Source organism: Rhizobium redzepovicii (assembly GCF_019793435.1).
Classification (GTDB): Bacteria; Pseudomonadota; Alphaproteobacteria; order Rhizobiales; family Rhizobiaceae; genus Rhizobium; species Rhizobium redzepovicii.
The window spans coordinates 30,196-42,936 of record NZ_JAILYH010000011.1; the positions used below are offsets into that span (position 1 = coordinate 30,196).

Here is a 12,741-nt window from a genome sequence, read left to right on the forward strand (position 1 = left end):
TTGCCAGCCAACGGGTACAGACCAAGGGTACATGTTTGATGACGGAAAAGAAACACACGCCGAGGAAGATGTCGGCCGAGCGCTGATAGAGCTGGCAGGAGAGCTTGCCATCGGCCACGTAGAACTGGAACAGGCAATGGCAGGGCGGCAGCGCCATCTGGTCGACCTCGGCCGGATTCCAGGCAGAGACGATATGGCGGCGCGAATTCGGATTGTCGACGATGCCTTTGACGAGATTGGCGATCTGATCGATATGGCCGCCGTCCGGTGCCGGCCAGGAGCGCCACTGGGAGCCGTAGACCGGCCCGAGATCGCCGTTTTCGTCGGCCCACTCATCCCAGATCGAAACGCCGTTCTCCTTGAGATAGCCGATATTTGTCTCGCCCTTCAGGAACCATAAAAGCTCGTGGATGATCGAGCGCAGATGCAGCTTCTTTGTCGTCGTGACGGGAAAGCCTTCCTGCAGGTCGAAGCGCATCTGGTAGCCGAAGACCGAGCGCGTGCCGGTGCCGGTGCGGTCGCCCCGGTCGGAGCCCTTTTCCATCACATGGTTGAGGAGATCGAGATATTGCTTCATGGCGCGCTGATTCCGTTTGGCTTAATTTAGGCTCCCGGCAGAAGGAAACCAATCGCCGGCGGGCATTTTCCCAATGTTTCTGATGGGTCGCATAACGCTTTTATGACGTTGGCCCCTTCCTTGGGCAGCGGAAACCCCTATACCACCCATGCTGGCTTTCGGCCGGCTATGGCGATAACCGAGCGGTGTAATAAACCTATTGGACCCGGGGGCGTTATAGCAACAACCCTTGCCATTTAGTCGATGACTCTTCGCTTCAAGCTCTGCTCTGCTCCTCGCCATCAACCTTGGGAGGGAGTTTCCCTCCCTGAAACGCCCCATTCCGATACCGCAGGGCGACCGTCAGCATCGTGAACGACCTCTAACGGGCATCGGCCTGTTACGGCGCGCGCGGGACTTGCCTGCCAGGTCGCCGGACCCTCGCGAACGCGCCGACGACAACGATGCGATCGTGCATTTATCAACGAAGAAGCAGTAACCGACATCAAAATCAACGCCTCCTCCTGCTAGGCCTATGGCATTCACGCATCTCAATTCGGCACCGAATGAAGCTCATGTATCGGAGTCTTATTCAACGAATAACGGTCGATTTTGAAGTATTGAGCCATTTTTCTGAGTCAGAATAAGGTAGCCGACGAACCTTCTTGTTCGAGCGCAAGCTATTGAAAATATTGCACCTTATCCGTCGATTGCTGAAGCGCTCGCGTTCGAGAATGCGGCAGCACTCGACCGGGTTCATTTCGGTCAGTTTGATGGTGATGGCCTCCTCTGCCTATCCAAGGTCCGATTGTACCTGTTCATCAGCAAGCCGCTTTGACCAAACGCAATGCGAAGGTCGACTCCAGATGCATCATGGCGAAGAAATAATCACAGGAGGCCAGTATGAGACCGCAATTCCATCTTCCTTTGTCGACCTATCCCGACGTGAGTTCCTTCACCATCGTTGACAACGCAATCGACCTCGCCCGCCAGATTGGCGCCGACCTCTTCGCGAGCATCCCGCAGGTACGGGTCCCGCCAATCCACCAGCCATTCCCCACCATGATCGATGTCGACCTCTGGCGCGGGCAAGCGGAGGGATACAGCCGGGACAGCGGTGCTTCGCTTCGAGGACATATTGCAGACGCAGCCTCGGAGAGCGGTGTCGACATACGCATTCATGGCTTCGACGCCAAGGAGCCGTTCATCTTCGAATGCTTCACGAAAATCGCCAGGAGCAATGACCTGTCGATAGTGGAGGCTTCGGAACTCTCTCGCCAGTTCTCGGAGACGCTGCTGTTCGAGAGCGGGCGTCCGTTGCTCCTTTTTCCCGCCACCAGCGTCTTTGGTCGCATCGATACCATTGCGATCGCCTGGGACGGCAGCGCGACCGCGGCGCGGGCAATCTGCTGCGCACGGATATTCGCCGAACAAGCAACGAAAATACAGGTCATCTCGGTGACCGACGACAAGCAGATCGACAAAGCGAACCGCTCCATCCTAATGTCCTCGTTAAAGCGCTCCGGGCTCGAGGTGGAGGACGTACCTGTTCAAGCCAAGGGGGAGTCTCCGGCTGCCGCGCTTCAGGCGGCAGCGCTCGAACGGAAGGCGGATCTTCTCGTGGCGGGCGGATTTGGCCACTCCAGGATTCGCGAATTCATCCTCGGCGGCGTTACTCGAGAACTTCTTTGCAAGGCCGAGATGCCGGTCCTTCTCGCTCATTAAAGGGCACGGAGGACGTTGAGGATCACCGCTACGTCGATGCCCTCCTGAAGAGGGGCGCGACCGACTGGCGGGAAATATCCGGCCCCCGCGAACCCACCGCGACGAGCGAGAGGCCGATGCCCGTATAGACGCTCTGCGACGTGATCCTCGGGACCAGGGCAGCAGCCGTCAGAGAAATGGCAGCGAGTACAGACAATCGCCTATGAGACCGTAACGAAGGCAACAGTCGGAACAACGGCCCCATCGCCCTTCCAGGATGCGAAGCCACCTCCTCCGGGTTAGCCCTGCCGAATGGATGGGTTAATGAGGTCTCGGTTTGGCGATCGTGTTGAGCGATCATCAATGCCGTCGTCTCCTGGTTCCTGATGACATCCTTCTCCGTTCCGAAGTCGCATCCGTCTTTGATCGCGATCAATAACGAGCCGCGATATAGGCATTGGACGCGAATTCCCGTCAATCTTGAGTTCACCAGTGGTATGCAGTCACATTCGTTGGGAGAAGAACGCGTACCACCCGCCGCATCCGTTCCGAATCCACCGTCAATCAGGCGACGTGCCTAGCCAGCGCGCAGCGCGACCAGAGCGAATGGAGCGCCTCGACCAGATGGGCGATATCGGCATCGGAATGCAGCGGCGTCGGCGTGATGCGCAGACGCTCGGTCTTCTTCGGCACGGTGGGATAGTTGATCGGCTGGACGTAGACGCCGCAATTGTCGAGCAGCAGGTCGGAGATCCACTTGCATTTGGCGGCATCGCCGACCAGCACCGGCACGATATGGCTTGGATTGGGCACATGCGGAATGCCGCTCTGATCGAGCAGCATCCGGAGCTTGCGCACCCGGTCCTGATGGCGGGCGCGCTCGAACTGGCTGACCTTCAGGTGCTGGATCGAAGCGACGGCGCCGGCGGCAAGCGCCGGCGGCAGCGCCGTGGTGAAGATGAAGCCGGACGCGAAGGAACGGATGAAGTCGCAAAGCGCTGCCGAAGCGGCGATATAACCGCCCATCACCCCGAAGGCCTTGCCGAGCGTGCCTTCGATGACGGTCAGCCGGTCCATCAGCCCTTCGCGCTCGGCAATGCCGCCGCCGCGCGGGCCGTACATGCCGACCGCATGCACTTCGTCGAGATAGGTCATCGCGCCGTATTTGTCGGCGAGGTCGCAGATTTCCTTGATCGGGGCGATATCGCCGTCCATCGAATAGACGCTCTCGAAGGCGATCAGCTTCGGCGCCTTCGGATCGGCGGCTTTGAGCTTGGCTTCGAGATCGGCGACGTCATTGTGCTTCCAGATCACCTTGTCGCACTTGGCATGACGGATGCCTTCGATCATCGAGGCATGGTTCAGCGCGTCGGAGAAGATGACCAGGCCTGGGATCCTGGCGCCGAGCGTGCCGAGGGCTGCCCAGTTGGACACATAGCCCGAGGTGAAGATCAGCGCTGATTCCTTGGCGTGCAGATCGGCAAGCTCACGCTCGAGCATGACGTGGTAGTGGTTGGTGCCAGAAATATTCCGGGTGCCTCCCGCACCCGCGCCACAGTGGTCGATGGCGTTTTTCATCGCCTCGATCACCTTCGGGTTCTGGCCCATGCCGAGATAGTCGTTGGAGCACCAGACCGTGACTTCCTTTTCGCCATCGGCCGTATGGCGCGTCGCGCGCGGGAAATTGCCGCGGTGACGCTCGAGATCGGCAAAAACGCGGTAACGGCCCTCGGCATGAAGCCCGTCCAACTCGTTTTTGAAAAACGCTTCGAAAGCCATCATCTGCTCCTGATTTGCGCCATCGATACATCGACCCGTCGAAGCCGTATTTGACGTTGGTCAAAATACCTGCAATCGCTCCGCCAGCCGAATGCACGGGCACACCGTACGGGCCGAAACCTCTGTCCTCGCCCGAAATATCGCGCCGTTGTTGATCCGCATCAATTGTCGAATGGACACGTAACGTTAAGAACGGCGCATGAGCCCCCTTTCACCTTTGGCCGATGCTGCCGCCACCCTCGCGCAACCCGCGAGATTTTTGGAACTCGCCGAGCGAGCGCTTCCCTACCTTCTGTGCCTTACAACGATCGGCTTCGCAGCAGGCCTGTATCTCAGCTTTTCTTCCGACGTCGATTATCAACAAGGCGAGACCGTCCGGATAATGTACGTGCATGTGCCTGCAGCCTGGATGGCAATGCTCTGCTACACGATGATGACGGCAAATGCGATCGGCTCCCTCGTCTGGAAGCACCCTTTGGCAGACGTTTCCGCACGGGTCGCGGCGCCACTTGGAGCAGCCTTCACATTCGTGGCCCTGGTGACTGGGGCCATCTGGGGCAAGCCCATGTGGGGGACCTGGTGGGTATGGGATGCCCGGCTGACATCCATGTTCATCCTGTTCATCATGTATCTCGGCATCCTGACAATCAACCAGTCGATCGATGAACCCATCCGCGCCGCCCGCGTCACGGCCGTGTTGATCATCGTCGGGTTCGTCAACATTCCCATCATCAAGTTTTCCGTGGATTGGTGGAACACGCTTCACCAGCCCGCCAGCGTGTTGAGACTGGGTGGAACCAGGTTGGATGTCGAATTCCTGTGTCCGCTCCTGGTCATGAGTTTTGCCTTCGGCACACTGTTTGCGACCCTCTATGTCGCGTCGATCAGAAACGAGATCTGGCGAAGGAAGCTGATCTCCTACCAGAGGCTCGCGGCAAGGGCCGCAGTTCACAGGGAACACCAGGATGGACCATGAATATTATGTGACCGCAGCCTATGCGTTGACGTTTTCAGTCATGACGATAGTGGCGCTGAAGGTGCTGTTTGCGGGGCGAGGCTATCGCCGACAGTTCGCCGCCATCTCAGCCGTCCGTCGACGGCAGCGTCGCGAAGGCGAATGAGATGCGGCGCTACGCGCTCGCCGGCGTCCCTCTCTTCGTCTTCCTTGGACTGGCCTTGGCCGTTGGAAACACGCTGTACCGGGAAGCGTCGGACGGATATTCGCCGGCGGCGCTTCCTTCGGCGCTGATCGGACTTCGGCATCCGTCCGTCAATCTTCCTCCGCTCGCCGGCCTCGGGCAGCCGGGCCTCACCGACACCGGTCTGGCAGGAAGTGTGGTCGTCGTGAATATATTCGCCTCCTGGTGCATTCCCTGCCGACAGGAACATCCGACCTTGATGAAGCTTGCCCAAGACAGGCAGGTCAGGCTTGTAGGCATCAACTACAAGGACGACCCGCAGCAATCATTGGCCTTCCTTCGTGACAATGGAAATCCGTTCGCGGCGGTTGGGACCGATCCTGATGGACGGAACTCCATAGACTGGGGCGTCTACGGCGTTCCCGAAACCTTCGTGATCGACCCGTCCGGCCGGATCGTCGCCAAGCACGTGGGTCCACTCGACGAGAGCAGTCTCGCAAACGAGATTGCGCTGGCCATCGCCGGCGCCGTGGCCTCAAAATGAGATTGGTTCCGCGACAGTCGTTCGAAGTGTTTGACGCCGGTCAAAGAGACGAGCTGCGGCTTCCCCTAAGATCCTCTGGCGAGTCGGGGGTGTCCCGTGTCAAGCGAGGAACTTGGCAGAGGCTTGCCCGGCACGAGGGCGCGACGCCGGGCAAGCCTCCTCGCTGATAGGAGGCCAGTCGGCTGCTTCTGCAAGCCAGAAAGATGTTCTTCGCCGATTACTCACGCTCCGGCATTGCGTAGCGCTTGCCTTTGAACCGGCCCCGCACTGCCTCATCAACTATCAACCTCTCGGCGACACCGAACAGCTAACCACCGTGAGCTGTCGCTGTGGGCGCACGCCTCTGTTGTCGCGAGCGGCAGGAGCAATTCATGTGGTCGTGGCACGTCAGTTTGAGGACGAGATGCACGAACCGCGGAAAATTAAGCCACGGTGACCGGCGGCCGGAAACCTTAGGTGCCGGTACGGCAATCGATAAGATTTGCGGACAATGCGCTGGCGTTGCAAAGTGGTTCTTCGATACTCGCAGGTCCGCCGGACTCGATCCCTAACTTAGATCAGTGTTGGGGAGCGGGGTCACTCGCAACCGATCTCGGTAGCCACCGGCCCCGAGGCTTTCCACCAGGATCCGGATTGCTTTGCGCTTAAGTTCCGATTCCACCTGCCCATCCAGCGTCACCTGTCCGTCCTTGACGGACACCTGGACCTTCTGCGGCGTCAGCCCCAGATCGGATCGCAGACGCGTGCGAACGGCCATCCGGACGGATTCGTCTTCTCGCGGGAGCGCGGTCGTCGGCGCATCCAGGATGATGCCCAGAATGTCCCTGCGACTAACAATTCCCACCAGACGCCCGTCCTCGACGATCGGCAACCGCTTGATCCGGTGTGCCTGGAGACTTTCTGCAATGTCGGAAACCTCGCTGTCAGGAGTCGCCACAATAACGTCCGGGGACATGACATCGGCGACCGACCAGCCATTGGTGCAAATGTAGCGCTCGAGGTCGATCTCAGAAATGATCTCGCCGGCCCGAGACGACCGAGTGGTGGCGCGGATTTCCCTCCGCAATAACAGGTCGCCTTCCGTGAGCATGCCGCAGACGCGGCCATCGTCATCGACGACTGGAAGTCCGCTGACATTGGCCTGCATCATGACGGAAACCGCGTGGCGCACGCTGACCGTGGGGCGGATCGAAACCACGCTGGTGGTCATTATGTCTTTTGCCTGCATGGCGCTGCCTCGCATCGGAGTGTATTCCGATGAAGATAACGTCAGGTCGAGGCTTCCGCGTTGATCTCCGTCAAACAGCACGGTCTCATTCGAGAAGCCGGGCGAGTCTATCATCCTCATCCGCGGTCAATTTACTTCCTGTCGGCTTGCCTGACCGCCTGCGGGCAAAGACCAGCAGTGACAGTCCGCCGGCGAGCACCAGCAGCGCCGGGGCGCCCCACAGCAGGCCGGTCTTCATGCTGAACCGCGGCTTCAGCAGCACGAATTCGCCGTAGCGCGAGACGATATAGTTCAGCACCGCCTCGTCGCTGTCGCCGTCGGTGATGCGCTCGCGCACCAGCAGGCGCAGATCCTTGGCGAGATCGGCATTGGAATCGTCGATCGACTGGTTCTGGCAGACCATGCAGCGCAGTTCCGCCGAAAGGGCGCGAGCGCGCGCTTCCAGTGCCGGGTCGGCCAGCACCTCGTCAGGATTGACGGCGAAGGCCGGCGCGGCCAACAGCATCAAGACGAAAGCCAGGAGGAGACGCCGCATCATTCCGCCGGCTCCATTGCAGGCTCTACAGGCTTTGCCGCCTTCGCCTTCCTGCGCGGGGCGCCGACGCGCAGGCGCCGGTCGCTGAGGGAGACGAGGCCGCCGACAGCCATGACAAGCGCTCCGCCCCAGATGCAGAGGATGAACGGCTTCCACCAGATGCGCACGACGATGCCGCCGTCCTTGGTGGCGTCGCCCAATGAGACGTAGAGCTGGCTGAGGCCGAAGGTCAGGATGCCCGCCTCCGTCGTCGGCATCTGGCGGGCGGTGTAGAGGCGCTTGGCCGACCAGGTATCGGCGACCGCGACACCGGCGCGGCGGATGGTGAAGTGGCCGCGCTCCTCGGTATAGTTCGGCCCGGTCGCCGGCTGCATGCCGTCGAAATGCAGGCTGTAGCCGCCAGCGTCAGTGGTTTCGCCGGGCTTCATCTCGATGACGTATTCGGTCTGGAAGGTCGTCACCGCGACGATGCCGAGCACGCTGATGCCGAGCCCGGCATGGGCAAGAGCGGTGCCGAAGGCCGAACGCGGCAGGCCGCTCAGACGCCGCCAGGCGACGTTGCCCGCAACCTTGCCGATGCCGGCGCGATACCAGAGATCGGCAACCGCGCCGAAGACCAGGAACAGCCCGGCCGCCAGCCCGAGCACGGACAGCACTGGCCCGCCATGCTGGAGATAGAAGAAGATCAGCGCAGCGGCGAAGGCGATGCCGGCGACGACATAGAGCCGCTGCAGGGCGCCGAGCAGATCGCCGCGCTTCCAGGCGAGCAGCGGCCCGAAGGGGACGATGACGATCAGCGGCGCCATCAACAGGCCGAAGGTCAGGTTGAAGAAGGGCGGCCCGACGGAAATCTTGTCGCCGGTCAGCGTTTCCAGCAGCAGCGGATAGAGCGTGCCGGTCAAGACCGTGCCGCAGGCGACCGTCAGGATCAGATTGTTGACGACGAGCGCGCCCTCGCGCGAAATCGGCGCAAACAGCCCGCCGGCCGCAAGCTTCGGCGCCCGGAAGGCAAACAGCGACAGCGCGCCGCCGATGAAGATCAGCAGGATGCAGAGAATGAAGACGCCGCGGGAGGGATCGCTGGCAAAGGCATGCACCGAGGTCAGCACGCCGGAGCGCACCAGGAAGGTGCCCATCAGCGACAGCGAGAAGGTGAGGATGGCCAGCAGCACCGTCCAGATCTTCAGCGCCTCGCGCTTTTCCATGACGAGGGCCGAATGCAACAGCGCGGTGCCGGCAAGCCAGGGCATGAAGGAGGCGTTTTCCACCGGATCCCAGAACCACCAGCCGCCCCAGCCGAGCTCGTAATAGGCCCAGTAGGAACCCATGGCGATGCCGAGCGTCAGAAAGGTCCAGGCGGCGAGCGTCCAGGGCCGCACCCAGCGGGCCCAGGCGGCGTCGATGCGGCCTTCGAGGAGGGCTGCGACCGCAAAGGAGAAGCAGACGGAAAAGCCGACATAGCCGAGATAGAGCAGCGGCGGGTGGATCGCCAGGCCGACATCCTGCAGGACCGGATTGAGATCGCGGCCCTCGGCCGGCGCCGGATCGAGCCGCAGGAAGGGATTGGAGGTCAACAGGATGAACAGCGTGAAGGCGACCGAAATCCAGGCCTGTACGGCCAGCACATTGGCCTTCAGCGTCTCCGGCAGATTGCGTCCGAAGACGGCGACCAGCGCGCTGAACAGCGTCAGGATCAACAGCCAGAGCATCATCGATCCCTCGTGATTGCCCCAGACGCCGGAATATTTGTAGATCAGCGGCACCAGCGAATGCGAATTCTCCCAGACGTTCTCGACCGAGAAGTCGGAGACGACATGGGCATAGGTCAAGACGCCGAAGGAGAAGACGACGAGCGCAAACATCGCCAGCGAACCGATGGTGGCGACATCCATCATCGCCCGGTCATGGCGGCGGGCGCCGATGACCGGCACGACGGAGAGGATAAGCGCCGTTGCCAGCGCCAGCACCAGCGCGTAATGGCCGATCTCGATGATCATTGCGTCGCTTTCGCCTCCTGGCCCTGACCCTCTTTCCACAACCCCTGCTGCTTCAGCCTGTCGGCCACGTCCTTCGGCATATAGGTCTCGTCATGCTTGGCAAGCACGGTATCGGCGGTAAAGACGTTGGTCCCCGGTGCAAACATGCCTTCGGTGACCACCCCCTGCCCCTCGCGGAAAAGATCCGGCAGGATGCCGGTATATTTGACCTTGACGGCATTGGCGCTGCCGTCGGTGACGGAAAATTCCACGGTCGAGCCGGCGCCGCGCACGACGCTGCCCTCGCCGACCAGGCCGCCGAGCCGGATGCGGGTTTCCGGCGCCACCGGGGTCTTGGCCAGATCGGCCGGCATGTAGAAATAGGCGACCGACTGGCTGAAGGCGAACATGACCAGCAGCACGGCGGCGGCAATGAAGCCCATGCCGCCTGCGATCACCGCCAGGCGCTTCTGCTTGCGGGTCATTCAGCCAATCCTTCCGTTGATATGCCGAGTTCCCTGGCCAGCGCCAGCAATTGGCTGCCTTGTTCGCCGGGCAGCGGAAAGGCGGCAAGCCCGCGCTTCAGCGCATCGGCGGCACGATCCTTATCGTTCAACACGGCATAGGAGCGGACGAGCCGCACCCATCCCTCGAAATTGTTCGGATCGGCGCTGAGCTTGGCGTCGAGGCTCGCGACCATGCCGCGGATCATCTGCTGACGGTCGCCGGCATTCATGCTCTGCGCGGCAGCGATATCTTCATGCGTGGGATTGGCAAGGAATTTGTCGGTGGCGATCACAGGAGTTCCGCCGTTCCTTGCAATGTGTTCATTGACGAGCGGCAGCCAGGGCGCATTGGCGGGAGATTTCATGGCGATCGACTCGAATGCTACCACCGCATCCGCCGTCCTGCCTTCCTGTTCGAGTCCCAGCGCCATATAAAAACGCGCACGCGGGTTTGCAGGATCGATCTTCAGCAGGCTCCGGAGCACGACGCGGACCTCCTCCCCCACAATTCCGTTTGAACGAGCCATCAGGGCCTGCGAAAGTCCTTCCAGACGCAGGACGCTCGGCCCAAGGATACGAATCGCGGAACGATATGCCTCTGCCGCGTCGTCCGCTCGACCCATTTTGAGCAGGACGGGAGCAATGACGTCCCATCCCCGGCCATCCTCCGGGTTGCCGACCAGATGGGCCTGTGTCTTCTTGACAAGGATCTGGAGATCCTGGCCGGGCTCGGAGAGCCTAGCTGGCAAAGGACGAGACTGTAGCTCCGGAGAGCCTAGCGAAACGTAGAGTCCGATGCTGAAAAGCGGTAGGAACACCGCGACCGCGAGTCGAACCCAGCCGTGGGAGCGTCGTGAACCTCCGGATACGTACGGCCGCTCGACTGCCTTGAACAGCCGTCGCGCCGCTTCCGCCTTGGCGAGTTCATACTCGTCTGCAGCGATCTGACGGGCTGTAAACTCACTTTCCAGTTCGATAAGCTGGTCCCGATAGACATGGGCATCCAGGCCGTCCTTCAAGGGACGGAGGCGACCCGACGAAAGCGGATGCATGAAAGCTGCAGTTGTGGCGGTCGTCGCCACCGCGAAAAGTATCCAGATGATCATCGGTCCAGAAGCCATTGCACGCCCGACCGTATGCACGTTCGACACACCGAACATTGACCCCGATCAATTATCTCTCATTTGATGGACGCGGTGTGAAGACGTACCCCACGCCGCGAACCGTCTGGATCATCATCGGTTCCTTTGGATCGACTTCGACCTTTTTCCGAAGGCGGACGATCTGCGCATCTATGGCTCGATCGAAGGCCTCCAGACTGCGGCTTCTCGTCAGGTCCATCAGCTTGTCACGAGACAGGACCCGCCCCGGATTACGTGCGAAAACGAGGAGCATATCGAACTCTCCGGTCGTCAAGGAAACATCCTCCCCCTGCGGAGACGAAAGTCTCCTTCGACCAACCTCGAGCCTCCAGCCGTCGAACCGGAGAACTTCCTCCTCTGGGTTCGGCGTGGGGGCCGGCTGAGGGGCAGGAGTGCGTCTCCTGAGGACAGTCCTCAGCCTTGCGAGTAGTTCCCTCAGATGAAACGGCTTTGCCACATAGTCGTCGGCACCAAACTCCAGGCCCACAACCTTGTCGGTGACGTCGTCCTGCCCAGTGAGCATCAGCACCGGAACGTCCGACGTGCTGCGCAACTCCTTCAGCAGTTCCAGCCCGTTCTCTCCGCCGGGAAGCACGAGGTCGAGAAAAACGGCGGCGTACGACGCCTTCGACAGTTCAGCGCGCATGGCAGCGCCGTTGCCAACCGCGTTCACCCTGTAACCATTGTCCTCAAAATAGCGGACGAGCATCTGTCTGATGCGAGCGTCGTCGTCGACCACCAGAATACGATCCGGTTCCATGTAACTCATTCGTCCCGCTGCGACCGTGTTTGAAATGAGATAACGCAGGATTGCGGGCAATGCCACTGTTCGGGGTAGAGATTATGTGCACATCGCACGATACGAGGCCGGCAGGAGCGGCTTCCCGCTTGCTGTCATGTTAGGTCACGCAAGAGCCTGGTCGCAGCATGTAGGCCCACGACCTTCAGTTATTCAGCACGCGTCTCTCAGCAAAGCAACGTTGCCGATGGAAACCATTCTGCCCTTTACGGCTACTCCCGCATCGGAGAGCGTGGCAAAAGCGCGCGACAGAGCCTCGGGAGCGAGTCCCAGCTTTCCGGCGAGAATCCGCTTCTGATAAGGCAGCCGGAACGTCGCCTGGGCCGTTGCCTCCGGACAACAGCTCACAAAGTAGTTGGCCACCCGCTGGGCGGCAGTGTGCAAGCGATCGCCCGCTATGCATTCCAGCGAGCCGAGCAGATGCCGGGCCATGATCCGCATGACATTGCGCTGCACCCCGCTATTTTTGGCAGCGAGTTGACGCAGGCCGGGCAGATCGAATAGTGCAAGCTCCGTGATATCCGCCGCCCATGCGCCCTGCGCGTAAACGTCGCCACCGGGAACGAGATATTCCGCAAAGGTGTCCCCCTGCTCGCAGACGCAGACGTCGGCCTCACGCCCGCCTGACTCGGCTTTCGTGAGTCGGACAAGGCCTCTTACGACATAGAAGACCTGCGAGGCGTGCTGCCCCTCGGCCGCTATTCGTTCGTTGACCGCAAATGTCCGTAGTTCCACCAACGCCAGCATACTTCGAACGGCATCGGCGTCGAGCCCTTCGAACAGCTCGGATCGTAGCAACATCTCGTTCTCTGTAAACATCACCTTCCCCCTCT

General features: G+C 60.9%; 12 protein-coding genes and 1 pseudogene. 4 read left to right on the top strand and 9 right to left on the bottom strand.

The window, feature by feature from the left end; genetic code table 11:
- Positions 1-49: 49 nt before the first annotated feature.
- A pseudogene (locus K6N12_RS18465) lies at positions 50-577 on the bottom strand (thymidylate synthase); the annotation flags it as partial.
- 882 nt (positions 578-1,459) lie between these two features.
- Here K6N12_RS18465 and K6N12_RS18470 point away from each other — a divergent pair.
- On the top strand, positions 1,460-2,281 hold the full coding sequence (locus K6N12_RS18470; protein ID WP_097629297.1) for a universal stress protein: 822 nt from the start codon (positions 1,460-1,462) through the stop codon (positions 2,279-2,281).
- A 543-nt stretch (positions 2,282-2,824) separates the two neighbouring features.
- Here the strand turns inward: K6N12_RS18470 and hemA are convergent.
- Complete coding sequence (gene hemA / locus K6N12_RS18475; RefSeq protein ID WP_222135174.1) at positions 2,825-4,039, bottom strand: 5-aminolevulinate synthase; 1,215 nt, start codon at positions 4,037-4,039, stop codon at positions 2,825-2,827.
- Between the two features lie 199 nt (positions 4,040-4,238).
- Here hemA and K6N12_RS18480 point away from each other — a divergent pair, with 199 nt between their 5' ends.
- The 3 genes from K6N12_RS18480 to K6N12_RS18490 are packed head-to-tail and all read left to right on the top strand — an operon-like array spanning position 4,239 to position 5,722.
- Positions 4,239-5,015: a heme ABC transporter permease gene (locus K6N12_RS18480; RefSeq protein WP_097630108.1), complete on the top strand. Its 777-nt coding sequence runs from the start codon at positions 4,239-4,241 to the stop codon at positions 5,013-5,015.
- On the top strand, positions 5,005-5,160 hold the full coding sequence (locus tag K6N12_RS18485) for a heme exporter protein CcmD (RefSeq protein ID WP_097630109.1): 156 nt from the start codon (positions 5,005-5,007) through the stop codon (positions 5,158-5,160). The genes K6N12_RS18480 and K6N12_RS18485 overlap by 11 nt, the downstream gene beginning before the upstream one ends.
- 1 nt (position 5,161) lies before the next feature.
- Positions 5,162-5,722, top strand: a complete 561-nt coding sequence (locus K6N12_RS18490) for a DsbE family thiol:disulfide interchange protein (RefSeq protein WP_097630110.1) — start codon at positions 5,162-5,164, stop codon at positions 5,720-5,722.
- Positions 5,723-6,269: 547 nt separating this feature from the next.
- On the opposite strand, the gene K6N12_RS18495 is transcribed toward K6N12_RS18490, so the two are convergent.
- The 7 genes from K6N12_RS18495 to K6N12_RS18525 all read right to left on the bottom strand — a co-directional run bounded on the left by K6N12_RS18495 (position 6,270) and on the right by K6N12_RS18525 (position 12,727).
- On the bottom strand, positions 6,270-6,950 hold the full coding sequence (locus K6N12_RS18495) for a CBS domain-containing protein (protein WP_097630111.1): 681 nt from the start codon (positions 6,948-6,950) through the stop codon (positions 6,270-6,272).
- Between the two features lie 85 nt (positions 6,951-7,035).
- A complete protein-coding gene (locus K6N12_RS18500; protein ID WP_222148936.1) occupies positions 7,036-7,488 on the bottom strand; it encodes a cytochrome c-type biogenesis protein in 453 nt (150 codons plus the stop codon).
- Entirely contained in the window at positions 7,485-9,482 is a 1,998-nt protein-coding gene (locus K6N12_RS18505) for a heme lyase CcmF/NrfE family subunit (protein ID WP_097630106.1), read from the bottom strand. Before K6N12_RS18505 ends, K6N12_RS18500 begins: the two co-directional genes overlap by 4 nt.
- Complete coding sequence (ccmE, locus tag K6N12_RS18510) at positions 9,479-9,946, bottom strand: cytochrome c maturation protein CcmE (RefSeq protein WP_097630107.1); 468 nt, start codon at positions 9,944-9,946, stop codon at positions 9,479-9,481. Before ccmE ends, K6N12_RS18505 begins: the two co-directional genes overlap by 4 nt.
- Entirely contained in the window at positions 9,943-11,073 is a 1,131-nt protein-coding gene (ccmI, locus tag K6N12_RS18515) for a c-type cytochrome biogenesis protein CcmI (protein WP_131711346.1), read from the bottom strand. Before ccmI ends, ccmE begins: the two co-directional genes overlap by 4 nt.
- A gap of 67 nt (positions 11,074-11,140) precedes the next feature.
- Positions 11,141-11,869 (bottom strand): response regulator, encoded by a 729-nt coding sequence (locus K6N12_RS18520; RefSeq protein ID WP_375166084.1) that lies wholly within the window; start codon positions 11,867-11,869, stop codon positions 11,141-11,143.
- A 192-nt stretch (positions 11,870-12,061) separates the two neighbouring features.
- Positions 12,062-12,727: a Crp/Fnr family transcriptional regulator gene (locus tag K6N12_RS18525; protein WP_097628306.1), complete on the bottom strand. Its 666-nt coding sequence runs from the start codon at positions 12,725-12,727 to the stop codon at positions 12,062-12,064.
- Between the last annotated feature and the right edge of the window lie 14 nt (positions 12,728-12,741).